Origin of the sequence: Prosthecobacter sp. (genome assembly GCF_044227185.1) — a bacterium.
Taxonomy (GTDB): Bacteria; Verrucomicrobiota; Verrucomicrobiia; order Verrucomicrobiales; family Verrucomicrobiaceae; genus Prosthecobacter.
Map to the genome: position 1 here is coordinate 357,887 of NZ_JBGAFO010000001.1, position 25,441 is coordinate 383,327.

The 25,441-nt window shown below is 62.7% G+C and carries 22 protein-coding genes; 11 read left to right on the forward strand and 11 right to left on the reverse strand.

Features of this window, described 5'->3' with window-relative positions:
- Positions 1–95: 95 nt before the first annotated feature.
- The 5 genes from ACILSQ_RS01440 to pyrH form a co-directional block, all read right to left on the reverse strand.
- Positions 96–1,007 (reverse strand): alpha/beta fold hydrolase, encoded by a 912-nt coding sequence (locus ACILSQ_RS01440; protein ID WP_395741788.1) that lies wholly within the window; start codon positions 1,005–1,007, stop codon positions 96–98.
- 135 nt (positions 1,008–1,142) lie between these two features.
- Positions 1,143–4,232, reverse strand: a complete 3,090-nt coding sequence (locus ACILSQ_RS01445; protein ID WP_395741789.1) for a DUF6600 domain-containing protein — start codon at positions 4,230–4,232, stop codon at positions 1,143–1,145.
- A gap of 61 nt (positions 4,233–4,293) precedes the next feature.
- Positions 4,294–4,971: a UDP-N-acetylglucosamine diphosphorylase gene (locus ACILSQ_RS01450; RefSeq protein WP_395741790.1), complete on the reverse strand. Its 678-nt coding sequence runs from the start codon at positions 4,969–4,971 to the stop codon at positions 4,294–4,296.
- A gap of 102 nt (positions 4,972–5,073) precedes the next feature.
- Positions 5,074–5,640: a ribosome recycling factor gene (gene frr / locus ACILSQ_RS01455; protein WP_395741791.1), complete on the reverse strand. Its 567-nt coding sequence runs from the start codon at positions 5,638–5,640 to the stop codon at positions 5,074–5,076.
- A 44-nt stretch (positions 5,641–5,684) separates the two neighbouring features.
- Complete coding sequence (gene pyrH, locus ACILSQ_RS01460) at positions 5,685–6,422, reverse strand: UMP kinase (protein ID WP_395741792.1); 738 nt, start codon at positions 6,420–6,422, stop codon at positions 5,685–5,687.
- An 82-nt stretch (positions 6,423–6,504) separates the two neighbouring features.
- On the opposite strand from pyrH, the gene ACILSQ_RS01465 reads away from it, so the two are divergent.
- The 4 genes from ACILSQ_RS01465 to ACILSQ_RS01480 all read left to right on the forward strand — a co-directional run bounded on the left by ACILSQ_RS01465 (position 6,505) and on the right by ACILSQ_RS01480 (position 10,295).
- Complete coding sequence (locus ACILSQ_RS01465; protein ID WP_395741793.1) at positions 6,505–7,668, forward strand: trans-sulfuration enzyme family protein; 1,164 nt, start codon at positions 6,505–6,507, stop codon at positions 7,666–7,668.
- A gap of 18 nt (positions 7,669–7,686) precedes the next feature.
- A complete protein-coding gene (locus tag ACILSQ_RS01470) occupies positions 7,687–7,977 on the forward strand; it encodes a hypothetical protein (protein ID WP_395741794.1) in 291 nt (96 codons plus the stop codon).
- A 174-nt stretch (positions 7,978–8,151) separates the two neighbouring features.
- The gene (gene tnpA, locus ACILSQ_RS01475) at positions 8,152–8,598 is read left to right on the forward strand and encodes an IS200/IS605 family transposase (RefSeq protein ID WP_395741795.1); all 447 of its coding nucleotides are present in this window, start codon (positions 8,152–8,154) and stop codon (positions 8,596–8,598) included.
- Positions 8,599–8,813: 215 nt separating this feature from the next.
- Positions 8,814–10,295, forward strand: coding sequence for a PLP-dependent transferase (locus tag ACILSQ_RS01480; protein ID WP_395741796.1), 1,482 nt, complete (start codon positions 8,814–8,816; stop codon positions 10,293–10,295).
- A 221-nt stretch (positions 10,296–10,516) separates the two neighbouring features.
- Here ACILSQ_RS01480 and ACILSQ_RS01485 read toward each other — a convergent pair whose 3' ends face one another.
- Genes ACILSQ_RS01485 through ACILSQ_RS01495 form a run of 3 tightly spaced genes read right to left on the reverse strand, consistent with a single transcriptional unit; the run spans position 10,517 to position 16,123 of the window.
- Entirely contained in the window at positions 10,517–10,774 is a 258-nt protein-coding gene (locus ACILSQ_RS01485) for a hypothetical protein (protein WP_395741797.1), read from the reverse strand.
- Positions 10,771–11,154, reverse strand: coding sequence for a hypothetical protein (locus ACILSQ_RS01490; RefSeq protein WP_395741798.1), 384 nt, complete (start codon positions 11,152–11,154; stop codon positions 10,771–10,773). Before ACILSQ_RS01490 ends, ACILSQ_RS01485 begins: the two co-directional genes overlap by 4 nt.
- Positions 11,155–11,194: 40 nt before the next feature.
- Positions 11,195–16,123 carry a PVC-type heme-binding CxxCH protein gene (locus ACILSQ_RS01495; RefSeq protein ID WP_395741799.1) on the reverse strand — a complete coding sequence of 1,643 codons (4,929 nt, stop codon included), beginning with the start codon at positions 16,121–16,123 and terminating at the stop codon, positions 11,195–11,197.
- A 182-nt stretch (positions 16,124–16,305) separates the two neighbouring features.
- Here ACILSQ_RS01495 and ACILSQ_RS01500 point away from each other — a divergent pair, with 182 nt between their 5' ends.
- Positions 16,306–16,692 (forward strand): molybdenum cofactor biosynthesis protein MoaE, encoded by a 387-nt coding sequence (locus ACILSQ_RS01500; protein ID WP_395741800.1) that lies wholly within the window; start codon positions 16,306–16,308, stop codon positions 16,690–16,692.
- Positions 16,693–16,995: 303 nt separating this feature from the next.
- On the opposite strand, the gene ACILSQ_RS01505 is transcribed toward ACILSQ_RS01500, so the two are convergent.
- Complete coding sequence (locus tag ACILSQ_RS01505) at positions 16,996–17,223, reverse strand: addiction module protein (RefSeq protein ID WP_395741801.1); 228 nt, start codon at positions 17,221–17,223, stop codon at positions 16,996–16,998.
- Positions 17,224–17,326: 103 nt separating this feature from the next.
- Between ACILSQ_RS01505 and ACILSQ_RS01510 the strand changes: the two genes are divergently transcribed.
- The 6 genes from ACILSQ_RS01510 to ACILSQ_RS01535 all read left to right on the forward strand — a co-directional run bounded on the left by ACILSQ_RS01510 (position 17,327) and on the right by ACILSQ_RS01535 (position 23,060).
- Positions 17,327–18,967, forward strand: a complete 1,641-nt coding sequence (locus ACILSQ_RS01510; RefSeq protein WP_395741802.1) for a fumarate hydratase — start codon at positions 17,327–17,329, stop codon at positions 18,965–18,967.
- A gap of 10 nt (positions 18,968–18,977) precedes the next feature.
- The gene (locus ACILSQ_RS01515; protein WP_395741803.1) at positions 18,978–19,256 is read left to right on the forward strand and encodes a hypothetical protein; all 279 of its coding nucleotides are present in this window, start codon (positions 18,978–18,980) and stop codon (positions 19,254–19,256) included.
- A gap of 150 nt (positions 19,257–19,406) precedes the next feature.
- Positions 19,407–19,748: a transposase gene (locus tag ACILSQ_RS01520; protein ID WP_395741804.1), complete on the forward strand. Its 342-nt coding sequence runs from the start codon at positions 19,407–19,409 to the stop codon at positions 19,746–19,748.
- Between the two features lie 328 nt (positions 19,749–20,076).
- Positions 20,077–21,087: a hypothetical protein gene (locus ACILSQ_RS01525; RefSeq protein WP_395741805.1), complete on the forward strand. Its 1,011-nt coding sequence runs from the start codon at positions 20,077–20,079 to the stop codon at positions 21,085–21,087.
- Between the two features lie 63 nt (positions 21,088–21,150).
- Positions 21,151–22,215: a hypothetical protein gene (locus ACILSQ_RS01530; protein WP_395741806.1), complete on the forward strand. Its 1,065-nt coding sequence runs from the start codon at positions 21,151–21,153 to the stop codon at positions 22,213–22,215.
- 56 nt (positions 22,216–22,271) lie between these two features.
- The gene (locus tag ACILSQ_RS01535; protein ID WP_395741807.1) at positions 22,272–23,060 is read left to right on the forward strand and encodes a ThuA domain-containing protein; all 789 of its coding nucleotides are present in this window, start codon (positions 22,272–22,274) and stop codon (positions 23,058–23,060) included.
- A 174-nt stretch (positions 23,061–23,234) separates the two neighbouring features.
- On the opposite strand, the gene ACILSQ_RS01540 is transcribed toward ACILSQ_RS01535, so the two are convergent.
- On the reverse strand, positions 23,235–24,806 hold the full coding sequence (locus ACILSQ_RS01540; RefSeq protein ID WP_395741808.1) for a long-chain-fatty-acid--CoA ligase: 1,572 nt from the start codon (positions 24,804–24,806) through the stop codon (positions 23,235–23,237).
- A gap of 147 nt (positions 24,807–24,953) precedes the next feature.
- On the reverse strand, positions 24,954–25,427 hold the full coding sequence (locus ACILSQ_RS01545; protein ID WP_395741809.1) for a 3D domain-containing protein: 474 nt from the start codon (positions 25,425–25,427) through the stop codon (positions 24,954–24,956).
- Positions 25,428–25,441: the final 14 nt, after the last annotated feature.

Here is a 25,441-nt window from a genome sequence, read left to right on the forward strand (position 1 = left end):
TCTACCCCCCATTTTTCTACCTTTCTTCTGGAGCAACGAGCCCACGCAAAAGGGAGGAGGAGTAAGAGGAAGAGTAGGAGGAAGATGGGCTGCAGTCACAGCTTGGGCAGCCACTCGCGCAGCTTGGCCATGGTCAGGGCCGTGTGGCTCAGCAGGAAAAAGTGATCTGCCTGCGGCACGATGAACTCCTGCGTGAGCGGGGCCAGGCGGCGGATCTGCGCGATGTTGCGTGAAAAACTGCCCGACTTCACAAAGGATTCCTCGCCGCCGGAGATGAAGGCCACTTTGGCCTCGCGCGGGAACTTCGGCAGCAGGTCTTCGGGTGGTGGCGCGGCGATGCAGATGAAGCGGTCAAAGCGTTCCGGGTGCTGGGTGAAGACTTCGCAGGCGCCAGTGCCGCCCGCGGACAATCCCAGCAAAACCGGCTTCACGATGGGACGCCCCAGGCGGGCGCTCACGGCCTGTACGCACTCCTGCACATAGCCGGCGGGGATGCCTGCCGTGTTGATGCCATAGGCCGGGCAGATGAGGACGAACTTCGGGAAATGCTCCGCCAGCAGGTGCTGATACCACAAAAAGCTGCCGCCATACCCGTGCAGAAAAACCAGCACCGGCGTGCGCGCATCCGCCCCCGCGGGCACATGCACCAGCGCCAGGCCTTCCTGCGGGCGCTTTTCCGCAAAACAGTACGGCAGCGCCGAGGCCACACTGGAATAGGTGGGTGATTGAGCGATCAAGGCATAGCGCTCCGCCACCAGAGGCCGCATCATGCCCGCCTGCGCCGGGGTCAGGCCCAGCATGGAAGGCTGTGACAAGGCCAGGGCCACAATGGCCGACTCCGGCAGCGTGGTCAGCGCCAGCCGGAAGGCAGGCAGGAAATCGGCCGCCGGGCGGCTGAGCTGCGGCGGGCTGGCCCCATGCGCGGTGTTCCACGAGACGCGAATCACTTCATCCGCCTGTGCGCCCAGAAAACTCGCAAACAGGAAGGGCAGAAGAAGCCGGCGCATGTGGAAAGCGTACCATGAGGGCAGGTGGCATCACAATAACGAAGTGAGCACAGGAACAGCCCCGGCTTGAGCGGGCGAATGAAACAAAACGGGAGGATCAGCATGATCCCTCCCGTCCTCGAATCAGCTTTACGATCACGGCTGCGGCCGGTTTCGTGCAGCGGCCTCAGCCGCGGCGCGCTGGGCTTCCTCCTGCGCACGGCGCGCGGCTTCTTCAGCCTGGCGCTGGGCCATTTCCTGAGCACGACGGGCCTGCTCTTCGGCCTGGCGTTGCGCCACTTCCTGGGCGCGCTGTGCGGCCTCCTGCTGGGCACGCATTTGCTGCTCTTCGGCGGCGCGGCGGGCCTGCTCCTGGGCACGCTGTATCTCCGCCTCCTGGGCACGGCGGGCTTGCTCCTCGGCCTGGCGCTGCGCCATTTCCTGGGCGCGGCGTTCGGCTTCCTGCTGGGCACGCATTTGCTGCTCTTCGGCGGCGCGACGGGCCTGCTCCTGGGCGCGCTGCATCTCTGCTTCCTGGGCACGGCGGGCGGCTTCCTCCCGCTGACGCTGGGCCATTTCTTGGGCGCGCTGTGCGGCTTCCTGCTGGGCGCGCATTTGCTGCTCTTCGGCAGCGCGGCGTGTTTGTTCTTCAGCCTGACGTTGCGCCATTTCCTGGGCACGCCGTTGCTCTTCAGCGGCGCGGCGGGCTGCCTCCTCCTGCTGACGCTGCTGCATGGCGGTGGCCTCGGCCTGCTGCTGGCGCGCCTTTTCAGCTTCTGCGGCGGCAGCCTGTTCGGCGGCCATGCGTTGCTGCTGCGCGGCGGCGGCTTGTTCGGCGGCAGCGCGCTGCTGCTGGGCGGCCATTTCCTGCTGTTGCTGCTGTTGCTGCTGTTGCTGTTGTTGCGCGGCGGCCGCAGCCTGGGCCTGCTGGCGGGTTTTCTCCGCCTCGGCGTTCGCGGTGGCCTGGGCCTGCTCTGCGGCCATGCGTTGCTGCTGCGCGGCGAGAGCCTCCTGCTGTGCGGCTGCGGCGGCGCGCTGCTGCTGGGCCGCCATTTCCTGCTGCTGCGCAGCGGCGGCGGCGGCTTCTGCCTGGGCTTGCCGACGGGTCTTCTCCGCCTCGGCAGCGGTTGTTTGTTCGGCGGCGGCCCGCTGGCGCTCGGCGGCCATGTTTTGCTGCTGCTCTTGAGCGGCAACGGCGGCTTGAGCTTGAGCCTGGGCCTGCTCAGCAGCTCTTCTTTCCTCCGCCTTGCCACGCTCCCTCATTTCGCGCTGCTGGTGCTGCTGCATCTCAGCGGCGTGGCCCTGCTCCCGGGCGGCGTGCATGCGGGCTCTCTCCGTTTCAGGGGCGGTGTTCCCGGCTGCTTTGTCGGCCATCACAGCCGGAGGTGAAACGGCCGGCTCGGAGGGCGGCTGTGGCACAGCGGCGGGTGGGTTGGCGACCACTGCGGGCGCAGGCTCAGCGGGCTTGCTGCTCTCGACAGCCGTCGGCGCAGGCGCCGGGGTGGCGGACACGGCGGGCGGCGGAGACGCGGGCACTCCAGGTGGCACCGCCACAGGCGCGCTGTTTTCTCCCACCCGCGGCTCGGCACGCTGGCCCGGCCCATGCGGTGCTCCAGCTCCAGGCCGGTCATGAGGCCGGTGCTCGCGGGTCATGCCCGTGCCGGGCTCCACGGCCACCGCCGGGCGCACCGTCTCCTGAGCAGGCGCATTTGGCGCGGAGGGTGTGCCTGCAGCCGGTGTCTCAACGGCATGGCGCTGAGATTCGCGCGGCCAGGGCCCACGCCCCGGCTGAGGCTGAGGCTGAGGCCGCGCAACCACCGCTGCTTCCACGGGCCTGTCCGCAGGGCCGGCCGGGCGCGGGGCCTCCTGAGGCGGGGCATTCGGCGCGGCAGGCGCTCCATTCACCACCGCAGGGCCGCCCGCAGGAGAATGCTGCGGAGATCCATGCGCCGGGCGCCCGGGCATCGCATGATGCTGCGCAGGAGAGTACGGCGCCCGTGGCTGCTGCACTGTGGCGGTCTCTTTTTCCTTGGCGATGTTTTCGCGAATCTGCGCGAGCGCCTGCTGCGGTACGCCTTCAAAGCCGCTCATCGGCGTGGGGCGCTGGATGTGTTCTTTGATTTCAGGCCGCCTCATGGGGCCGCCGGGTGCCATGCGCGGCAGCTCCACCATGGCCACAGGGCCCGCAGCGTCTCGATGCTGCTGCCCATGCGGGTGCTGGGAGGGGAGCTGACCCGCAGGCAGAACCTGCACCTGACGCTGCGGCACGGGATGGTGGCAGGCCTGCTCCATCTGCGCGCGCGGCGGTCCTCCCTGCTGCGCAAACGCATGCCCGTGACCATGGCCGCGGCTGGGCACGATCTGCGTCACATTCACGCTCTGCTGGTAGATCGTGGTCTGCTGCGTGACCGGTGCATAGACATGGATGTAGGTGGGGCTCACAAACACATTCGTGCTGATGAAGGTGTAGCTGGCCGGGCCCAGATTGTAGATGGAGTCGCAGTCCCGATACACCCCGGTGCACACGCCCGGCTCCGGCGGCAGCGGGGCCCAGCCCACGCAATCCCGGCTCTGACGCCACGCCACCCAGGCCGGCGCCCACTCGCTGCCCGGCACCCAGACCCAGCCGTAGCGTGCCAGGTGGATCCACCGCCCGTAGTGGTAGGTGGCCCAGCCAAAGGGCTCATTGGACTGCCAGGCCCAGCCGAGAGATGACCACACCCAGCACCCATCCACATAGGGCCGCCAGCCCGCCACGGTGATGGTGGGCCGCCAGCAGTAGCCGTAGCCATTCACCTCAAACCAGCGGCCATAGGGGGCCAGACGATCATAGAACAACGAGTAATCCGGCAGCGCCACGGGCTTGGACACCACAGGCGGCGGAGTGAGGGCGATGCGCTGCGCGATGGCATCGCTCTTCGCCCGGGCGCTCTCCGCCTGCACGCGCAGCTCGTCATTCTGCCGCTTCAGCCCCTCCAGCGAACCGCGCAGCTCCGCATTTTCATGGTCCTTGAGCGCCTGCTGCATCTCCGCGAGCTGCTTGTCCATCAGCGCCGTCTTCGTCTCGATCTCCAGCGCCTGGCGCTGCAGGGCATCGCGCGCTTCAGCGAGCTGGCTGTCCTCCTCCACCACGGGAGCCGGGGCTGCCTGCTCCACCGCCGTGACGGCGGGCGGCGCGGATTTGTCGCAACCTGCCAGCGACAAGACGGATGAAACGACAAGGAACAGGCGGAGGCGTGTTTTCATAAACGTGGGGCTGCCTGCTCAGACTCCCGCGACCAGAATTGTATTCAATTCAATCCCGCTGCTACCTGCGCCGCTTGACCACCTGCTGCGTCTGCCGTGTCTTAAGCATAAGATCCGCCTCCAGCACGCCGCTGAAATGCGTGAGCGGATACACAATGCTGCGCCGGCCGATGATGCTGCCGGGGCTGATGACGCTGTTGCAGCCGATCTCCGCGTAATCTCCCACGATGGCGCCAAACTTTCGCAGGCTGGTGGGAATGACGTCCGTGTCCGTCTTCACGGTCACCTCCAGACGGTCGAGTCGCACGTTGGAAAGGATCACCCCGGCGCCCAGATGCGCCTTGTGGCCGAGAATGGAGTCGCCGACGTAATTGTAGTGCGGCACCTCGCAGCCGTCGAAGACCACGCAGTTCTTGAACTCGCAGGAGTTCCCCAGCACGCAGCCGTCGCCGATGATGACGTTTTCGCGAATGTAGCAGCCCGCGCGGAGCTGGCAGTTCCGCCCGATCCAGGCGGGCCCCTTGATCACCACACCGGGCTCCAGCGTGGTGCCTTCATCAATGAACACATCCTCCCCGATGAACGCCCCAGGCGGCACCTGCACGCGAATCTCCCGCTGCAGGCGGAAGTCCAGATACGACTCGATCCGCGCCAGCGCCGTCCACACCGGCGAGTCATCCGGGAAAAGGATGCCGTGCTTCGTGTGGGTGAGGTCGAGGTAGTCGCGCGCGGGGAACATCCGAAAAAGTTCGAAGTTACAGGTTTAAAGTTTCAAGTTTTCAGCGGCGGCGTCTCAGGGTGAACTTGAAACTTTGAACCTTAAACTTGAAACCGGATCGGCTTACACCGTCAGGATTTCCTTCTCCTTGGAAACGACGTGCTGGTCGATCTCGGCGATCTTCTTGTCCGTCATGGTCTGGATTTCCTTCTCCATGCGGTGGAGGTCGTCTTCGGTGATGTGGCCGTCCTTCTCGCCTTTCTTGATCGCTTCCAGAGCATCGCGGCGGGCGGAGCGCACGCGCACGCGGGCTTCCTCGCCCAGGCTCTTGCACATCTTCACCATCTGCTCGCGCCGCTCCTGGGACAGGGCGGGGATGGGCAGGCGGATGACCTTGCCCTCGATGCTGCCATTGAGGCCCAGGCGGGACTCGCGGATGGCGCGGTCGATGTCCTGCAGCGTGGAGGAATCAAAAGGTTCAATGCGGATGAGGCGTGCGTCCGGCGTGGTGATCATGGCCAGCTGCTTCATCTTCATGTGGCTGCCGTAGCTCATCACATGCACGTCCATGTTTTCCACCAGGGTGGGGGAGGCCTTGCCAGTGCGCACGGTGGCAAATTCGTGGATGGCGTGCTCCACGGCCTTCGTCATGGCCTCGTCGGCCTCCATCATCGTCAGTTCAGGGTCCATAGCAGATCGGTCTCTCTATCTCGTTTGGTTTTGGGAAGGAGGTTTCAGCCTTTGGCGTCCACCATTGTCCCGATGTATTCGCCGATGAGCGCGCGGCGGATGTTATCAGGTTCGTTCATGCTGAAAACTCCGATGGGCATGTTGTTCTCCATGCAGAGGGAGAAGGCGGTGGAGTCCATCACCTTGAGCTGGCGGGTGAGGCACTCGTGGAAGCTCACGCGGTCAAACTTCACCGCGTTCGGGTTCTTGTTGGGATCGCTGTCGTAGATGCCGTCCACCTTGGTGGCCTTGAGCACGATCTCCGCATTGATCTCGCTGGCACGCAGCGCGGCGGTGGTGTCGGTGGAAAAGAAAGGATTGCCCGTGCCTGCGGCGAAGATGACCACGCGGCCCAGCTCCAGGTGGCGCATGGCCTTGCGGCGCACGAAGGGCTCCGCCACGTTGTCCATCTTGATGGCGCTCTGCACGCGGGTGGGCACGTCCATGGCCTCCAGCATGCTCTGCACGGCCAGGGAGTTCATCACCGTGGCCAGCATGCCCATGTAGTCGGCGGTGGCGCGCTCCATGCCTTTGTTGCTGGCGGTGATGCCGCGCCAGAAATTTCCGCCGCCCACCACGAGGGCGATTTCGAGGCCCGTCTGGTGCGCCGCCTTGATCTGCGCCGCCATGTCTTCAACGATGGGAGGGGAGATGTTGTCCGTACTGCCGGGTTCTCTCAGCGCTTCACCGCTGAGTTTGAGCAGAACGCGACGAAATTTTCGGGGAGCTGTGGTGTCGGGCATGAAAGATCAGATTTAACTCATAAAGCATGAGCGCCGGGGCCTTGCAAAGCTAAATTCTGCATGTCACACATCCCGCAACATCATGAAGGAAGACCCAAGCATCCCCTCCGACGCACGCTTTGAGACACGCGCCATCCACGTAGGCCAGGACTACCGCAGCGAAACTGGCGCGGTGATCCCGCCGATCTACATGACCTCCACGTTTGAGACGGGGAATCCCGGCAGTTTTGATTACACACGCTCCGGCAACCCGAACTTCCGCAACCTGCAGACCACGCTGGCCAGCCTGGAAAATGCGAAGCACAGCACCGTCTTTGCCAGCGGCCTCAGCGCCATCTCCGCCGTGCTCTTCTCCCTCAAGACGGGAGACACCATCCTCTCCGAGCAGCAGATCTACGGCTGCACCTACCGCATCTTTGAAAAGGTGCTGAAGCGCTTTGGCGTCAAAATCAAATACGCCAACCTCACCAACCCGGAGAACTACGACCTCATCACCCGCCTGAAGCCCGCGCTGGTCTGGCTGGAATCGCCGACGAACCCGCTGCTGAAGATTCTGGACATCAAGGCCATCAGCGAGGTGGCGCACAAAGCGGGGGCCGTGGTGGCCATGGACAACACCTTTGCCTCCAGCCTGCTGCAGCAGCCGCTGGACCTGGGCGCCGACCTCTCCCTGCTGAGCACCACCAAATACACCAACGGCCACAGCGACTGCCTAGGCGGTGCCGTGTGCACCAACTCCGACGAGTGGCAGGAGAAGATGATCTTTGCGCAAAAAGCGATCGGCCTGCAGCCCAGCCCCTTTGACGCCTGGCTGACCTCCCGCGGTGCGAAGACCGAGGCCGTGCGCATGGAGCGCCACTGCTCCAATGCCCTGGAACTGGCCCAGCGCCTGGAAGGCCGCAAAGGCGTGAAGAGCGTGAAGTACCCCTTCCTGAAAAGCCACCCGCAGTTCAAGCTGGCGAAGAAACAGATGACCGCCGGCGGCGGCATGCTGCTGGCCGACTTTGGCCTCAGCTACGCCGACACCCTGGCCTTCATCCGCCGCCTGCGCCTCTTCACGCAAGCAGAAAGCCTCGGCGGCATCGAAAGCCTGGTGGCCCACCCCGCCAGCATGACCCACGCCTCCATCCCCAAAGACGCCCGCGAAGCCGCCGGCGTGACGGACGGGCTGGTGCGCTTCTCCGTGGGTATCGAGCACGTGGAGGACCTGTGGAAGGACATTGACCGGGCGCTGAAGGGGAAGTGACTCGGTCCAAGCTCTCTCATGCCTCCCGATGCCAAGCCTCTGACCGACGCGCAGCGCCAGGCGCTTTGCCAAATAATGTATCGCGCCTTTCTCGAAATTCGCTCGCTTGGATCAAGCGGAACGGAGCAGGCTGCGGGGCTGGCAGATGCTTTCCACAACTTGCCCAATGATCTATGGCGGGACGACTTCAGCCTGACCTTTTTTCGCGACGCTTTTGTAGGAAATTATCAAGCCAAATACCCCAGGAGCGGAGGCGTCTTTGATTATGTCGCCATGGTCAACGAAATCATCGCCATGGAGGATCATTGAGACCGCGCAGCAGGGTGACATTGGGTGCTGCTGTTCATGTTCCGGAGCTCCCGGAGGGAGCAGAGATATTAGCCGGTGGTGAAGGGAGCGTAGCGACCGAGAACCACCGGACCCGCCCCTATCACACCGCACATCTGAGGGTTGCGCCCCGGCAGGGGCGCGAGAAACTGTCGCATGCCCTCGACGCATCTTTCGCTGCATTACCATCTCGTGTTCAGCACGAAGAACCGCGAGCCCATGCTGGCTCCGACTGCACGTAAACGTGTGCACGAATATGTGGGCGGTGTTATCAAAAACATGAACGGCGTGGCTCATGCCGTGGGAGGCACCGGAGATCATATCCACATCGCGGCGGGATTGCGGGCAACGCATTGCCTGGCCGATGTGATGCGCGAGGTCAAAAGTGAATCCTCCCGTTGGATTCATGAAGAGCTGCGGCTTGCTGGATGCGCCTGGCAGGAGGGTTATGGCGCATTCACTTTTGCAGCGCCAGATTTAGAGGCGATGCGTTCCTATGTCCTAAACCAGGAAGAGCACCACCGCGTGAAAACGTTCCAGGAAGAATACGTGGCCATGCTCCAGCGCGGCATGGTGGTGCATGACGAACGGTTTCTCTGGTAGCGAGGGCGCTGGACAGATGGATGCTTCTCGCGCCCTTCCAGGGCGCAACAAAAACACACGATGGATGTATGTGGCGGGTCCGGTGGTTCTCGCTCGCCAAGCCTCGCTTCACCACCGGCTAATTTCTCTGCTCCCTCCGGGAGCCGCCAGAGAGCATTCGCACCTTCATTCCCGTTGCCTCCTGCCCGCCCTTGAAGAAAAGTGTCCTCCCCCCAATGACCGATCTGTTTACCCACCCTCTCTGCAATGCTGACGACCTCGGCAAGGCGATCCCTGACCACGAGCTCGGCGTGTCCGTGTGCCTGCCGCTGTGGGAACATGTAGTCGGTTATGAGGAGGGCGACCAGCGCATCGTTTCCAAATTCAAATCCGGCTACCCGCGCTTCTGCTGCCCGCCGGCCATCACGCGTCTGTTTGCCGCGGCGGAAAAGGAATTCGCTGCTCCCGGCGAGCGCTGCCTGGTCTTTCCGCGCGTCGTGCATGCGGAGCGCTGCATCAAGTTCATCGGCATTGGTCGTGCGGTGGAGTGGACGGCGCATCAGCTCGGCGTGGCGGTGTTTCCCGCGGACAGCTACGTGCAGGCGCGCAAGTTCTGGCGCTTCTGCGGCGAGTGCGTGAGCACGCGCCAGGCCTGCAACGCCCTGGGCGAACACAAGAGCACCGTGACCGCCGAAGAGGGCCAGGCCGCGAACCGCACCATCCGCGAACGCATTGCCAAACTGGCCGGGCAGCAACCGGAGGATGTGTTTCTCTTCCCCTCCGGCATGGCGGCAAACTACGCTGTGCACCGCATGCTGACGCAGTGCTTTCCCAATCGCAAAACCGTTCAGCTCGACTTCCCCTATGTGGATGTGCTGAAGCTGCAGCAGTTCTTCGGCAGCGGCGCGCACTTCCTGCCGCTGGTGAAGGACAGCGAGTATGAAGACCTGCGCACGCTGCTGCAACAGGAGCCGATCGCCGGCATCTTCTGCGAAGCGCCAAGCAACCCGCTGCTGCGCTGCGTGGACTTTGAGCGCCTGCTCTCCATCCGCTCTGCCGCGCAGCCCGGCGTGCCGATCATCGTGGACGACACCATTTCCACCGTGGCGCATGTGAATGCCCACCGCGTGGCCGATGCGGTCACTTCCAGCCTGACCAAGAGCTTCTCCGGCGCGGGCGATGTCCTGGCGGGAAGCGTGGTGCTGAACCGCAACTCACCGCATCACGCCGCCTTCTCCGCCTTCCTCACCGCGTATGCCGACCACGAACTCTGGCGCGGCGATGCCGTGGCACTGGAGCAGAACAGCCGCGACTTCACGGAGCGTGCCGACAAAATGAGCCGCAACGCCCAGGCGCTGGCAGATCACCTGCGCACGCACCCGAAAGTGGATGCCGTCTGGCACGCCAGCCGTGAAGGCGGCAAGGGCTACGAATTCATCCGCCGTGAGAATGGCGGCCACGGCTGCCTCTTCTCCTTCACGCTGAAAAACCCGCAGCAGACCAGCGCCAAATTTTACGACACCCTGCGCGCCTGCAAAGGCCCCAGCCTGGGCACGAACTTCACGCTGGTGTGCCCCTACACCCTTCTCGCCCACTACGAAGAACTCGACTGGGCCGCGAGCTGCGGCGTGAGCCGCTGGCTCATCCGCGTGTCCGCCGGACTGGAGGACACAGCGGATTTGATCGCGCGGTTTGATGAGGCGCTGGCCAAGGTTTGATCGCTGCATTGCCCTGCCGGAACGGCAGGCTTCCGGGTCGTAGGTTGGGCGTGTTTGGCGGGCGATGCTTCCTCAATCACATGCCCGCCCCTTCGCCAAACCGCCCGACTGCGAGGGCATACGCATGCCGCAGAGCTTGCCGCACGCCGTCAGATGGGCGGGCTTACTCCACACCCATCCACAACCCGAGGCGCGCACTCACGCCCACGCTCCGGCATGATCTATTTCCTCCTCTGCCGCCAGAGATAACTCAAAAAGTGCCCCAGCCCGCTGAACTTGTACTGCGGATCGACCCAGCGCTCGATGACATAGAACGCAAAGTAATACGCCCGGCAGAAACCCCACACGCACAGCGCCAGCAGCAGCGCGGTGCGCCAGCTCCAGTTTTCAATGAGCAGGATGGCCGCGGACATGAGGCCGATGACCAGAAACAGCCAGCCTTTCAGCCACATGGCCTTCGTGGATTGCAGGTCTCTCATGGCTGGGGTTTGGGCGGCAGCAGGGTGTCTTTGATCTGCTTGGCCTTTTCGATCACCCGCCGGGCCTTTTCGATTTTTGTCGGCGCGGGCGCCTGCGCCGGCTCAGACGCTACAGCCGGCTTCCTCAACCATCCGAAATAGACCACCAGGAACAGCAGCCCGAGAGCCAGAGTGGTATGCAGGCAGCTGCGGATGAGATACCGCGTCTCCTCCGGCAGCTTTCTCATTCGCCGCGGTCCGGCGAACTTCGTACAGCGGCAAAGCCAGAGCACGCCATAAACGACATTCTCCACCACATAGAACAAAAGCTGCAAGAGCCGGATCACCAGCTCCAACACTGCTTCAGCCAAGGCAGAGAAAATATCGCCAACTGCGTCCATGAAGCGGAACCGTAAGCCCCCGCGCCGCGAAGTCGAGCGATCACTTCTTCTCCAGCTTCACATAATCCAGCCCCACCATGTAGCCCGGCACGGCATCCACATTCTTGCCCGTGATGGTGAAGATCAGTTGATGCTCCCCGGCACTGAGTTCATGCGTGCCCCAGTCCAGCTCGTCGCTATGGATCACCTTCGGGCCATTGTAGCCGTCCCAGGCGGTGGCGACGGGCTTGCCGTCAAGTGACACATCGATGATGCCGTAGTCGCGCGCCAGCGTGAGCGCAGCCAGGAGCCGATACTTGCCCTTCTCCGCCACCGGCAGCGCCAGCGTGAGCTTTTGCCCGGGCCTGCCACCCGTCCACCAAAGCTGGGAGGCGCCGCTCCACTCCTTGCCAAATCCACCCATGCCCTGCGGCTTGGCATTGCCTCCTGTTTTGTTCAAGACCTTGAGCGTTTCTCCTTCGGTCGCTCCAGGTATTGTAGTACCGGCTTTAGCCGGTCCGGAAGCCCCGCTCTGCAAATACTTCACCAGATCAATCACCTGCTCCGGCTTCAGCGCATCAAACAAACCTTCCGGCATCGTGCTCAGCTTTGACACCTCGCGCTTCCCAATCTCCTTCTGCGGCAGCGTAAACTCAATGCCGCCCATCATGGCGATGCGCACCGTGGCCGGGCTTTCCTCCTTGATGACACCGCTCATCACACGGCCGTCCTTCATGCTGAAGACGTTGAGCTGGTAGGCTTTGCCTATCACCGCATTGGGATCCAGCACGTTTTCGAGCAGGTAGTTCAAATCCGCGCGATTGCTGCCGGTGATGTCCGGGCCCACATTCTGTCCTTCGCCAAACAGCTTGTGGCATTGGCCGCAGGTCATGGTGAAAAGCATCTTCCCCTTCGCCAGATCCCCCTTGGCCACGGTCGCGGGCGTCAGTATCTCGCGGTATTTCTTCGTCCGCTCCGCCAGATCCGCCTTCGGCGCATTCACATCTCCCCAGGCCGATTTGATGAGGGCGTTGATCTCTTTGTCATCAAAGGCGGTGAGCTGCCGCACCAGGAAAGGTGAAAGCGCCGTGGCAGGCACGGCCTTGGCCTGCACGGCCCTGAGCAACTCCTTCGCGCCTTCCTTCGTCGAGGCAAGGGTGTTCACCGCATCCGGCAACACATCAGGAGCAAAGTCTTTCAGCAGCGTGCCCACCACTTCGGGTGTTTTGGGGTCCTTCAAAACGGCCAGAGCCTGCAAGCTCTCGCGCTGTGCACTCGGAGAAATCATGGGTTTCCATCCAAGCATTTCTTGCAGCCGCCCGGCGGTTGGAGTGTCTTTGCGCAGGACGAGGATTTTGAGTGCATTGCCGCGTTCAGCCGCCTTGTCTGCCGTCAACAGCGCACGCAGCTCATCCAAGGCCGCGGGAATGCCCATCAGACCTTCCAGCTCCGTCATGGCCTGCTTCCGGGGGTAGGGGTCTTCTGCCGCGGGGGTTTCCAACAGTCTGGCACGCATCGTTTCCCAGTTCTGGGGTTGCTTGATGGCATTGCCCGCAAGCCCCGCTTTGAGCACGGTCTTGATCAGCATGTCCCGCTGCGTGGAGTCCTTGCTCTGACTGGCCAGCTTGAGCAGGCCCAGGCGTCCGCCTTCCTCTGCGCCCATGCGACGATAGATGAATTCCGTGACCGTCGGAATCTTGGACACAGCGGCAAGCTGGAGCCCCGCTTTCGCATCCGCACCCACCAACGGCTCGATGCCATACCAGATGAGCAGCGGGATCATGGGATCGTCCTTGTCCTCGCCATGCTTGAGCAGAGCGGTTGCGAGAATCAATTGGGAATGCGTCGGCAATTTTTGAAGCATCGAAGCAAGCTCGCGCCGAACGGCAGGAGAAGGCTCCGCCGCACCCGCTTTTGCGAATCGATCATCAAACGCTTCGAATCTCTCCTGTGGCTCAATCTCGCTGGAGAACAAGCGCACCAACCTGGCCCGAATCACCTCGTCCGGGTGATCCCACAAAGGATGATGGGGACCGATGTCAAGATTCCCGACCATTGCGCGGCACCAGAGAGAACGCAGCAGTTGCTTGCTCGGACCTTCATCGGAATACACCGAAAGGTGCAGCGGATCATCGCGATCAACGTCCGGCTGATTTGCATGCTCCATCAGCACCCTCCTCGCCATCCGCGACTCCCACTCGTTCTCCGTCTGCACCGCGAGCTTCGCCAGCGTTTCATTGTTCTCCTTCGCAAGATCCCCTTTCCACGGCTTCCAGCCATCGTAGCTGATGCGATAAATCCGCCCATTGCTGCGGTCCCAGTTTTCCACCGCATTGCTTCCACGGTGGCAGATCTGCACATCGCTCCAATCACTCACATACAGAGCTCCATCCGGTCCCACCTTCTGCGTCACAGGGATGAAGTTCATGTCATTGGCGCGCATGAAATCACTGCCGTGTTTGCCGATGTAGGTGCTGGCGTGGGGATCGGTGTAGTTGCTGACGAGACGGTGGCCGTGCAGGTTGCCAAACAGAAGCTGATTGCGATACGTCGGCGGGAAAAGGCTGCTCTGATAAATGGCGAGCCCGCAGTGCGCGTGGCCGCCGCCGAGGGCATTGGTGTCGTTGTTCATGATGCCGGCGCCGGTGGTTTTGTCGAAGGTCACATCGGGCCGCGCGCTGCCCGCGTAATGCGCGTGGTCGGCGATGGTCTTGATGTCCTCATACGTGTAGGGATTGAAGTGCTGCCCGGCCTGCCGCTGGTAGCGCCCGCCTGGCACAATGTGGTAGAGGTGCGGGATAACGCACGCGGTCACGAAGAACTCGCCATGCTGGTCGTAATCCAGCCCCCAGGGATTGCTGGTGCCTTCAGCAAAAATTTCAAACTCATGCCGCGTGGGGTGATAGCGCCAGATGCCAGCATTGATGGGCTTGCGCTGATCATCCGGCGTGCCGGGCTTGCCCACCTTGCTGTGCGTGAAGACGCCGTGGCAGCCGTAGAGCCAGCCGTCCGGGCCCCAGATAAAGCTGTTGAGCGTCTCGTGCGTATCCTGGCTGCCCCAGCCGTCCAGCAGGGCATAGGCGGTGAAGTTGAGGCCGGGCACCTGAGTACTGGGGCCATTCCTGGCCCCAGTCTGGCCAGCACTCGTTCCTTCACTCGGGCCAGGAATGGCCCGAGTACTGCCCAGAGGCAGCGGCTTGTCGCCGTCGCGCGGAATAAACATCAAATACGGTGCCGCACCCACCCACACGCCACCAAAGCCCAACTCGATACCGCTCACCAGATTCAAGCCCTCGCAGAAAATCTTCTTCGTCTCAAAGACGCCATCGCCATCCTTGTCTTCGAGAATCTTGATGCGGTCCTGGCCTGCGCCCACCTCACGCGGTTTCGGGTAGCTGTTTCCCTCCACCACCCAGATGCGGCCGCGCTCATCAAAGGTGAAGGCGATGGGCTGCACAAGGTCCGGCTCCGCGGCGATGAGCTCTGCCTTAAAACCGCCGGGGAGTTGCATGAGATCCAGCGCGTGAGGGAGCGCACGCGTCCCGCGTGCTGCGTCCGGCGTCCCGCCGGATGCCGTTCTATCACCTTCGCCAGCCGAAGTGCCTCCGCCGGCCTTGGGACGGTCTTCCGCGGGACGCGAAAGACTGCCTGCGGGACGCAGGCGCTCCCCGCTGACGCGCGTGCCGTGCGCATAATCCTTCTGCGGCATCAGCGCCGGCCCATACATCTTCTTCGGCGTCAGGTCCGCGGTGGTGTCCTTGCGCTCCTGGGTGAGGATGAACACGCCGGCTTTGTTTCCCACCACGATGTCAGGGAGCTTGTCGCCATTCACATCGCCCACCTGCACGTCCACGCCCACGCCGCTCTCGGCATCCACGAGGTGCGGCACGAAATCGACGCCTCCTTTGCCATCGCGCTTCGTTTGATACCAGTAAATGACACGATGCCCGCGCTCATCGGGGTCGTGGCCGTTGTGCGCCCAGTAGCGCTTGCCGGTGACGATGTCCTGAACTCCGTCACCATCGATGTCGGCGAGATAGGCCGCATGCGGCTGGGAGAAGACGATGCCGTAGTCGTTGTCCTGCGGCTGCTCGCTGGCGAGCATGACGCGCTGCCATGTGGGGCCGACGTTCAAAGTTCCGCTCACCTCCTGCTTCACCCCTCCAACGACCACATTTGCGCTGGCAGGCACCGTGGTTTTTTGCTGAAGGTAAACCGCCACGCCGTAGCGATGCGCGGCGAGGCTGGTGAAGACGTCGTTCGTACCGTTGCCGTCGAAGTCATACGCAAACATCTGCGCGCCACCGCCGATGCCCGCCGCAAAATTGTGCTGCTCCCACGTGGCACTACCCGGCTTGTTTTCCCACCAGCGGCGTGCCTCCAGCAGGTCCAGCTTCCCATCTCCATTCACATCGCCCACGCCGAGGCCGTGGGTGAACTTGGCCACCTTCATGTCCTCCGTCACCGCCACAAAAGGCCACTTTTCCGCAGGCTTCTCCCAGTTCGGCGCGAACCAGCCAAATTTGCCGCCGGTGCTGCACACGATCTCCGGTTTGCCATCGCCCGTGATGTCAGTGAAGACGGGCGATTCATTGTCCACCACATCGGCCACGATGTGCATGGGCCAGGGTTTGTCGTCGTGCGTGCCGGGGTTCAGATACAGGCGCGCTTCTTTGCCGGGGAAGCCGAGGATGAGGATGTCGTTCTTCTGGTCCGCATTGAAGTCGTGCACGTAGGCGAAGAAGTTGTCCGAGTAGCCATTGATGTTGAAGATCTTCGGCTCGTAGTAGGCGTGCTTTTTCTCAAACGCCGGGCCCTCCCACCAGAACGGGCCGGCCACCACGTCGGGTTTGCCATCTCCATTGATGTCGCCGATGGCTGCGCCTTCGGAATAAAAATCGCCGTGAAGCTGCTGACGTTTCCAGGTGATCTGGGTGGCGGCGTGAACGGTCGTGGCCGCAGCGAAAGCGAGAAGGAGCAGGCGTTTCATGGTTGGAAGAACCAAACGCTATCAGAAACCGGTGCGAGCGGACAAGTTTTATGAGAAATCGGCCATGACTTGGGAAAATCCAGCCATGAAGGGTTCACCGTGGAGAGCCCCGAGAAACACCAAGTTCCGGAGTCATATCTCTGTGCCTCCCTGTGAACTCTGTGGTAGTTCTTTGAGATTCCATGCCCCCCGCCAGCTTCGTCCTCAGCCCAGACCCCATTCCCACCACCCCTGCCGAGTTCCAGCCGGGTGAGGGGGCGGAGGCGCAGTTTCTCGGCGTCGTGCGCGGTCAGGAGGACGGGCGGGTCATCTCCGGCATCGACTACAGCGCCTACCTGCCCATGGCGGAAAAGATGCTGCAGGAGCTCATCGATCACGGCCAGCGCGACCACGGCCCGCACCGCGTCTTCATCCAGCACCGCCTCGGCTTCGTGGCCGCCGAGCAGCCCAGCATCCTCATCCGTGTGCGCACCAAGCACAGCGGGGAGTCCTTCGACCTCTGCCGCTGGTATTTGAAGGAGATCAAGACCCGCGTGCCGATCTGGAAGAAGCCGGTGTTTGCCGAGTGAATCACAGGCCGTCCAGCCGTAGCCGAAGCAGCTCAGGGTCTTGCCTCATATCGATCAGCACATGGATCATGATGCGGCGGGCTTCTTCGACGTAGAAAATGCCAAATCGCTTTCGCGGCCCGGCCAGCAACCTACGGATGCGTTGGGTGCCCTGGACCCTTCGCCCCTAACGCGTGATACTCGGCCAACAAGCTCAAAACACGTTTCAACGGTTCCCGCAATACCTTGATGGCAAGGTCGTGGTCTCCCACCTGTTCATAGAGCCGGAGCAAGTCTGCCTCTGCTCCTGCCGTCCAGACAACTTCAAGCGCCACGGCCTGCGAAAACGCGGGATTGGACTTCCTCCCAAGTAGAGACCGCCTGCGGGTTGGCCGCATGGGCAGCAAGGCGCTGATCCAGCAGCTCCATGATGGCGGAATCGACCACCACCTCACCGCCCTCGGCATCGGCGGAGTCCAAAAGCTCTTCAGCCAGTTGCCGTTTATCACGGGAACTGAGCTGCCGAACGGCAGGCAACGTTTCCAGAATCATGGTGAGAGCTTACCCCCGCAACTCCGCCTGACAACGTGCAAAATGCCCCCTTTCCCCCGTTGCCGGAAGGGACTTTTCCCTGCACACTGCCTGCCCTCAAGCCATGCCCACGCCCCCCTTTCACTACCAGGAACTTCTCGAACTCGGCACCGATGACACCGAATACCGTTTGCTGACCAAGGAGCACGTCTCCGTGCAGAAATTTGGCGAAAAAGAAGTCCTCGTCGTCGATCCCGAGGCTCTCACTCTGCTGGCCAACCAGGCCTTCCATGACATCAATTTCTTCCTGCGCCCGAAGCACCTCAAGCAGGTGGCCGCCATCCTGGATGACCCCGAGGCGAGCGAGAACGACCGCATGGTGGCGCTGACGATGCTCAAGAACGCCGACGTGGCCTCCGCGGGGCTGCTGCCGTTCTGCCAGGACACCGGCACCGCCATCATCATGGGCAAAAAGGGCCAGCAGGTGTGGACCGGCGGCGGCGATGAGGCGGCGCTCTCGAAGGGTGTCTATCTCGCCTACACGGAGAACAATCTGCGCTACTCCCAGAACGCGGCGCTGAACATGTACGACGAGAAGAACACCGGCACCAACCTGCCCGCGCAGCTCGATCTCTACGCCACGGACGGCGATGCGTACAAGTTCCTCTTCATCGCCAAAGGCGGCGGCTCGGCCAACAAGGCCTACCTCTATCAGGAAACGCGTGCCGTGCTGAATCCGAAGAGCATCGTGAAATTCCTCAGCGACAAGATGACCTCTCTCGGCACCGCCGCCTGCCCGCCCTACCACCTGACTTTTGTCATCGGCGGCACTTCGGCGGAATCGACGATGAAGCACGTCAAGCTGGCCTCCACCAAGTACTACGACAACCTCCCCACCACCGGCAACGAGCACGGCCGCGCCTTCCGCGATGTGGAGCTGGAAGGCCAGATGCTGCAGGCCGCGCGCGAGTGCGGCATTGGCGCGCAGTTTGGCGGCAAATACTTCGCGCTGGATGTGCGCGTGGTCCGCCTGCCACGCCACGGCGCCTCCCTCCCCATCGGCATTGGCGTCTCCTGCTCCGCAGATCGTCAGGCCAAGGGCAAAATCACACGGGATGGCGTGTTCATCGAGAAGCTGGAAACGAATCCCCTGCCCTACGTCCCCGAAGAGCTGCGCCACCGCAAGGACACCAACGCCGTGCGCATCGACACCAACCGCCCGATGGCCGAGATCCGCGCGGAGTTGAGCAAGTACCCCACCACCACACGCCTCCTCATCAATGGCCCCATCATCGTCGCCCGCGACATCGCGCATGCAAAGCTGAAGGAGATGCTCGATGCCGGCAAGCCGCTGCCCGACTACTTCAAGAACCACCCTGTGTACTACGCCGGCCCCGCCAAGACTCCCGCTGGCATGCCCAGCGGCAGCTTCGGCCCCACCACCGCCGGCCGCATGGACAGCTACGTGGAGCTCTTCCAGAGCCACGGCGGCAGCATGGTCATGATCGCCAAAGGCAACCGCGGTCAGCAGGTCACGGACGCCTGCAAAAAGCACGGCGGCTTCTACCTCGGCAGCATCGGTGGCCCCGCCGCCATCCTCGCCAAGGAGAACATCAAGAAGGTCGAAGTCGTCGAGTTCGCCGAGCTCGGCATGGAGGCCATCTGGAAGATCGAGGTCGAAGACTTCCCCGCCTTCATCCTCGTGGATGACAAGGGCAATGACTTCTTCCAGACCGTGGGTCCGGGCTGCTCGGTGAAGCATTGAGAAGAGGCTGATGAAAACTCCAACAGACCTTTTGCAAGATCTGCCCATACGCTGGCAGGCCAGGCTGTTGGAGCATTTGCGCAGCAAAGGACGTGACCGACTGGGCGCTGAGGACTTTCCATGTGGCACCACGCTTGTTCTCCAATTCGAGGACGAATCAGAGGTCCGCTTTCAATATGCCTTCGCCATCCATGACGAGAGCGCCGGAGAGATTGGTGTGTTTACCGAGCATTGCGGCTATCATGTTTTTCCTGCTGGAGGAACTGTGATGAAAATCGAAAACGCCTGAGTTCTTCGAGCCGGAGGCTCGTCGGAAATATAGAGACAAGCCGGTGGTGAAGCGAAACCGCGAAGCGGTGCAGCGGGAACCACCGGACTAGTGTCCACAACCCCGGATATCTGAGGGTTGCGCCCCGGCAGGGGCGCGAGAAGCTGTCGCATGCCCTCGACGCATCTTTCGCTGCATTGCCATCTCGTGTTCAGCACGAAGAACCGCGAACCCTGGCTGTCCCCGCCTGCACGTAGTTGCGTGCACGAATACGTTGGCGGCATCATCCGCAGCTCGAACGGTATCGCACACGCCGCGGGTGGCACAGGCGACCACATTCACATCGCAGCTGGATTGCGAGCCACGCATTGCCTGGCGGACGTGATGCGTGAGGTCAAAAGTGAATCTTCTCGTTGGATTCATGAAGAGCTGCTCCTGGCTGGATTCGCCTGGCAGGAGGGCTATGGCGCGTTCACGTTTGCAGCACCAGATTTGGAAGCGGTCCGGGCATAAGTGCTGAACCAAGACATAAGTGCTGAACCAAGAGGAGCATCATTGGGTGAAGACCTTTCAGGAGGAATATGTGGCGATGCTGCAACGTGGCATGGTAGCGCATGATGAACGATTTCTGTGGTAACCGAGAGCGCAGGAGCAAGCGGTCCCTTCTCGCGCCCTTTCAGGGCGCAACAAATACACACGATGGTTGTTTGCGCGCGGTCCGGTGGTTCTCGCTCGGCAAGCCTCGCTTCACCACCGGCTAATTTCTTGCGAGCCTCCGGCTCGCGAGACAGCGCCAACACTGCAATGTGCACACCGCCCGCAGCGTTGTCGTGCCCCAGCCATGCATGCGACTCATCTGCTTCTCCCGCTTCTGCTCGGTGCTCTTGGCCTGACTCAGTTGCACGCAGAGGATGCTCTGCCCATCACCGCGAAATTCATCACCACCTGGGGCAAGGAGGGCGAAGCGCCGGGGGAGTTCAACATCCCCATCGGCATTGCCGTCAATGCGGCGGATGAGGTGTTTGTGGCGGATCATTACAACAGCCGGGTGCAGAAATTTGATGCGAACGGCAAGCTGCTCGCGCACTTCGCGGTGCTGCCGAATCCGGGTGGCATCGCCTTCGATGGAGACCGGATCTACCTGAGCCACTTTCCAGTCTCGCGGCTGACGAAGGACACGAAGACTCCGGACCGGATGAGCGTGTATTCGCAGAAGGGCGAGTTGATCCGCGAGTGGGGCAGCAGCGGGAAGGAAGACGGCCAGTTTGATTTCCCCGGCGGAATCGCCATCAGCAAGACGGGCGAGGTGTTTGTGGCGGATCAAACCAACCGGCGTGTGCAGGTGTTTGACCGCGAGGGAAAATTCCTGCGCAAGTGGGGCGAATACGGCGTGCAACCGGGGCAGTTTGGTGGAAACACGAATCCCAAATCACGCGTGGGCGGGCCGAATTTCATCGCGCTGGGCCGGGACGGCAGTGTCTTCACCACGGAGGCGAGCGTGGGGCGGGTGCAGCAGTTGACACCGGAAGGCAAACCCCTGCTGGCCTGGGGCACGCTGGAAGACAAACCGGGCGGCTTTGGTGGGAAGTTCACGGCCTTCAAGGCAGGCCTCGTCGGGCCCATCGGCCTCTGTTTTGATCACGAAGGCCGGCTCTGGGTGACCGCCGTGAGCGGGCGCGTGCAGTGCTTCACACCGGAGGGGAAATACCTCGGCGGCTTTGGCGACACGCAGGGCACCGAGCCCGGGCACTTTTACGCCCCGCATGGCATCGCCATCAACAGCCGCGACGAGATCTTTGTGGTTGATACCTACAATCATCGTGTACAGAAGTTTGCGCTGAAGGTGAAATAGTCCGCTGCGCCACGGTCATCTTCCTCTGTGAGGAGCTGATGAGAAGAAGCGTTTGTCTGCCCTATGCGTTTTGAGTTTTGGTGCGCCGGTCTTTCGTTGGCGGTCTGCCTGTCACCGTCCATGCTGGGGGCGGCAGACACGTCCGTTTCCTCTCTCCCTGACCTGAAGCTGACGCTTTCGGCCGCCACGGCAGGCAGCACGGTGCGTCTTGCCAAGGGAGCGGAGATCGCGCTGAAGGATGACCAGATCATCGTCCCGGAAAAGGTCACATTCACGGGCGAGGGTGCCACACTCACTGCGGAACCTGTGGGAGAGCGTGCGGCGATCGTGCTGCTGCCGGGGGCCCGGCTCACCGCGTTACGTGTCATCGGGCCGAACCCGCTTTTCAAGAATATCGACGCCCAGCCGTCCAAGCCCTCGGGCTATGCCGTCTCCTGCGTGAATGCGGAGGTGGATCACTGCGAGATCCTGCAGTTTCAGCGCGGAGGCATCGCCCTGTTTCGCGACAGCGTGAAGTCCCACATCCATCACAATCACCTGCATGACATCGCCGCGTATCCTGTGCTGATCGGGAATGGCAGCGGAGACGGCCACATCATCGAGCACAACCGCATCGAGTGGGCCTGGCATGCCATCGCCAGCAACGGCTCACGTGGAAGCGGCTACACGGCACGCTTCAATGAATTCATCCGGATGCCGAGGCCCAGGGCCTTTGAAGCGAGCGGCGCGTCGCCGCCCAACTGGTGCCTGGACACGCATGAAAACAACGGTGCGGAGACACGCCCGCCGCGCCCAGCCACACGCCTGCTCGTGGTGCATGACAATCTTTTTCGTGCGCACCCAGACGTGAAGGTGGGGGATGGCAGCGAGCTGCTGCAAACCAACGGGCTCTACCCCAAGCACGACATCTACGCCGGAGACTGCCCGGGCGTGACCACCACCGTGGAGATCTACAACAACCGTTTCCTCATGCACGAGCGGACGGCGTCCAAGGACAAGTTCAAGCCCTTTGGCCGCGCCATCCGCCTCGTGGGCCTGCGCGGGAATCCCGCCCTCGAAGACGACCCGCTGGAACCCAAGGGAGAGTGGAAGGCCAGCATCCATGACAACCGGTTCGGTGGTGAATAACCGCCAGTGACGAAACCGCAATTGCGCACTCCCGGCAGCACGCTTGAGTGCCCGGCATGTCAGCCAGCCCCATCCGCGTCACCATCTGGAACGAGTTCGTCCACGAACGGCAGAATCCCACCGTCGCTGCCATTTACCCCAATGGCATTCACGGAGCGCTGGCGGAGGCTTTGTCCAAGCACGGCAACTTCCACGTCCACACCGCCACGCTGGATGAGCCGGAGCAGGGCCTGCCGCCGGTGGTGCTGGATCAAACCGATGTGCTCCTTTGGTGGGGCCACGCGGCGCATGACCAGGTGAGCGACGAGCTCGTCACGCGCGTGCAGGAGCGAGTGATCGCGGGGATGGGTCTGATCGTGCTGCACTCCGGGCATTTTTCAAAGGTCTTCAAACGCCTCATGGGTACAAGCTGCGCCCTGTGCTGGCGCGAGGCGGGCGAGCGGGAACGGGTGTGGGCCATCAACCCTGGGCATCCGATCGCGGCAGGCATTGGCGACTGCATCGAGATCGAGCAGTCGGAGATGTATGGGGAGCCCTTTGGCATTCCCACACCGGAGGAGCTGATCTTTGTCTCCTGGTTTCAAGGCGGCGAGGTGCTGCGCAGCGGCGCCACGTGGACGCGCGGCAGCGGCCGCATCTTTTACTTCAGCCCCGGGCATGAGGTGTATCCCATCTACCATCATCCCGACATTCAGCGCGTCATTGCCAATGGCATCCGCTGGGCGAGGCCGCAGGGACCGGCGGCGAACATTCCGAGGCATGTGCCGGTGGAGCAGGCGCGGGAGAAGATCGAGGCACGCGGGGGCACGGTGCACGTAGAGGATGGCAAGCTGGAGGGGCATTGAGAGCCTCGGGAGGCGGACCTCCGAGTCCGCAGCACTCCGCTGCAGATCGGACTCCGCTTTTGCCTGCCGCTTTGACGTGCCGGGAATCCGTGTGTTTGCGACCTCCTGCGTGTGCAATCACCCCATAAGCGCGGACGACCTGCTGCGAACTCGGAGGTCCGCACCCCTTCCCTGCTACTGCTTGGCCATGTTCGCCCGGCCGCCGCGGAGGACGTATTTCTGGATCTTGCCGGTGGCGGTCTTGGGGAGTTCGGAGATGAACTCGAAGCCGTGGGGGACTTTGAAGTGGGCGAGGTGCTCGCGGCAGAAGAGGCGGAGTTCCTCGGGCGTGGTGGTGGCACCGGGGCGCAGAACGATGAAGGCCTGCGGGGTTTCGCCCCATTTTTCATGCGGCAGGCCGACGACGGCGGATTCCTGGATGGCGGGGTGGCGGAGGAGGACGCCTTCGACTTCGACTGAGGAGATGTTTTCGCCGCCGCTGATGATGATGTCCTTCCAGCGGTCGCGGATTTCGATGTAGCCGTCCGGGTGTACCACGGCGGCGTCTCCGCTGTAGAACCAGCCGCCCCGGATGGCCTTGGCGGTGGCGGCGGGGTCGTTGTAGTAGCCTTTCATCACGGCATTGCCGCGAATGATGATTTCGCCCATGGAGGCGCCGTCTTTGGCCACTTCTTTGCCGTCGTCATCCACCACGCGGACCTCGGCGTTGGCCAGGTATTCCACGCCCTGGCGGGCTTTGATGACGGCGCGTTCGCGGGCGCTGAGCTGGGCGTGTTCGGGGCGGGATTCGCTGATGGTGACGATGGGGGAGACCTCGGTGAGGCCGTAAACGTGGGTGATGTCCCAACCGAGTTCGCCCTCCATCCGCTCGATGGTGGCGGCGGCAGGCGGTGCGCCAGCGGTGATGACGCGGACGCCGCGCGGGGCACCGTGGCGGACTTCCTCCGGCGCATTGGCCATGCCGATGAGAACGGTGGGCGCTGCGCAGAGCAGGGTGCAGCCCTCCTGGCGTATGGCTTCAAAGATGAGCCGGGGGTCCGCTTTGGGAATGCACACGTGCCGCCCGCCCACGGCGGTGACGGTCCAGACGAAGGTCCAGCCATTGGCATGAAACATGGGCAGCACCCAGAGGTAGCGATCTGCGCTGGTGATGTGGGTGTGCATGAGGTGGCCCATGATGTTGAAGGCCGTGTTGCGGTGGCTGACCATCACCCCCTTGGGATTCGCCGTGGTGCCGCTGGTGTAGTTCAGGGCGATCATTTCGGTCTCGCACACGTCGGCGGCGGTGAATTCGGGCGCGGAGGCTGCGAGCGTCGCTTCGTAGTCGGTCCAGCCGGGCTTGCTGCCGGTGAGGGCGATGAAGTGCTCCACCCCGGGCACTTGGGAGCGGATGGAGTCCACCGCGTCCAGGTAATCCGCATGCACGCAGACGACCCGTGCCCCGCTGTGGTTCAGGATGTAGGCAAAGTCGGCGGCGGTGAGGCGGAAGTTGATAGGAACGATGACCGCGCCGATCTGCGGCACGGCGTAGAAGGCCTCCAGGTGCGAGTGGGTGTTCGGTGCGATGGTGGCCACCCGATCCCCCGCCTTCACGCCCAGCCCCTGCAGTGCAGCGGACCAGCGGTCGCAGCGCTCAAAAAACTGGCGGTAGGTGAAGCGGCGCTCCCCATCCACCACGGCCTCGCGGTCGGCATACAGGCGGCGGGCACGGCGGGCGAAGTCGAGGGGCGAGAGCGGAGTTTCCATGGGGAGAAAACGCAAACCCTAGCCGAAGGCCTCTCAGAAAGGCGAGAGAAAAGAGCCCCTTCACCACCTCTAGCAGGCAACAAAAAGCCACGCGACCGACAAACGGCCTGCGTGGCTCAACCTGGATTCAGGTTTGGGGGGAGTCGGTTATGCCGGGCGGCTCTGGATGCGGGCCACCATCTCGCGCACGTGCCAGGCCTTGTAGGCCCGGGGCTTCAGGATGGCGAGGCTGCGGGAGAAGGAGCCCCATTTGAGCACGTGGATGGTCACGTGCCGGGTGCCCCAGCTATGCATCATGCCCTGGGTGGGCTTGTAGAGGTCGATGGTGCGGGTGCCCACGAGGGCGGAGCCGTAGTCATCCACCACGTAGAGGGAGGGGTCTCCCTTGATCTGGAACACCGTGCCCACCGGGTAGATGGACCAGTCGGCAGCGGCGCTGCGAATCTGGCCGTGGCGGAGGGGGGTGCCGGCGGCGGTGCGAGCACCGTATTCGATGTGGTCGCTCTCGTCGTGAGTGTAGGCGGTGGTTTTGACGCCTGCAATGACCTGGCCTGGAGTGCCAGCTGGGTTTGTGGTGGTGGAGGAGCTTTTAACTTCTTCCGCAAAAGCGGAAACGCACATGGCAGCGAAGCACA

Excerpts from the sequence above, each read along its gene's own strand:
- ACILSQ_RS01440 (WP_395741788.1), bottom strand. The coding sequence starts at position 1,007 with ATGCGCCGGCTTCTTCTGCCCTTCCTGTTTGCGAGTTTTCTGGGCGCA.
- ACILSQ_RS01445 (WP_395741789.1), bottom strand. The coding sequence starts at position 4,232 with ATGAAAACACGCCTCCGCCTGTTCCTTGTCGTTTCATCCGTCTTGTCG.
- ACILSQ_RS01450 (WP_395741790.1), bottom strand. The coding sequence starts at position 4,971 with ATGTTCCCCGCGCGCGACTACCTCGACCTCACCCACACGAAGCACGGC.
- frr (WP_395741791.1), bottom strand. The coding sequence starts at position 5,640 with ATGGACCCTGAACTGACGATGATGGAGGCCGACGAGGCCATGACGAAG.
- pyrH (WP_395741792.1), bottom strand. The coding sequence starts at position 6,422 with ATGCCCGACACCACAGCTCCCCGAAAATTTCGTCGCGTTCTGCTCAAA.
- ACILSQ_RS01465 (WP_395741793.1), top strand. The coding sequence starts at position 6,505 with ATGAAGGAAGACCCAAGCATCCCCTCCGACGCACGCTTTGAGACACGC.
- ACILSQ_RS01470 (WP_395741794.1), top strand. The coding sequence starts at position 7,687 with ATGCCTCCCGATGCCAAGCCTCTGACCGACGCGCAGCGCCAGGCGCTT.
- tnpA (WP_395741795.1), top strand. The coding sequence starts at position 8,152 with ATGCCCTCGACGCATCTTTCGCTGCATTACCATCTCGTGTTCAGCACG.
- ACILSQ_RS01480 (WP_395741796.1), top strand. The coding sequence starts at position 8,814 with ATGACCGATCTGTTTACCCACCCTCTCTGCAATGCTGACGACCTCGGC.
- ACILSQ_RS01485 (WP_395741797.1), bottom strand. The coding sequence starts at position 10,774 with ATGAGAGACCTGCAATCCACGAAGGCCATGTGGCTGAAAGGCTGGCTG.
- ACILSQ_RS01490 (WP_395741798.1), bottom strand. The coding sequence starts at position 11,154 with ATGGACGCAGTTGGCGATATTTTCTCTGCCTTGGCTGAAGCAGTGTTG.
- ACILSQ_RS01495 (WP_395741799.1), bottom strand. The coding sequence starts at position 16,123 with ATGAAACGCCTGCTCCTTCTCGCTTTCGCTGCGGCCACGACCGTTCAC.
- ACILSQ_RS01500 (WP_395741800.1), top strand. The coding sequence starts at position 16,306 with ATGCCCCCCGCCAGCTTCGTCCTCAGCCCAGACCCCATTCCCACCACC.
- ACILSQ_RS01505 (WP_395741801.1), bottom strand. The coding sequence starts at position 17,223 with ATGATTCTGGAAACGTTGCCTGCCGTTCGGCAGCTCAGTTCCCGTGAT.
- ACILSQ_RS01510 (WP_395741802.1), top strand. The coding sequence starts at position 17,327 with ATGCCCACGCCCCCCTTTCACTACCAGGAACTTCTCGAACTCGGCACC.
- ACILSQ_RS01515 (WP_395741803.1), top strand. The coding sequence starts at position 18,978 with ATGAAAACTCCAACAGACCTTTTGCAAGATCTGCCCATACGCTGGCAG.
- ACILSQ_RS01520 (WP_395741804.1), top strand. The coding sequence starts at position 19,407 with ATGCCCTCGACGCATCTTTCGCTGCATTGCCATCTCGTGTTCAGCACG.
- ACILSQ_RS01525 (WP_395741805.1), top strand. The coding sequence starts at position 20,077 with ATGCATGCGACTCATCTGCTTCTCCCGCTTCTGCTCGGTGCTCTTGGC.
- ACILSQ_RS01530 (WP_395741806.1), top strand. The coding sequence starts at position 21,151 with ATGCGTTTTGAGTTTTGGTGCGCCGGTCTTTCGTTGGCGGTCTGCCTG.
- ACILSQ_RS01535 (WP_395741807.1), top strand. The coding sequence starts at position 22,272 with ATGTCAGCCAGCCCCATCCGCGTCACCATCTGGAACGAGTTCGTCCAC.
- ACILSQ_RS01540 (WP_395741808.1), bottom strand. The coding sequence starts at position 24,806 with ATGGAAACTCCGCTCTCGCCCCTCGACTTCGCCCGCCGTGCCCGCCGC.
- ACILSQ_RS01545 (WP_395741809.1), bottom strand. The coding sequence starts at position 25,427 with ATGTGCGTTTCCGCTTTTGCGGAAGAAGTTAAAAGCTCCTCCACCACC.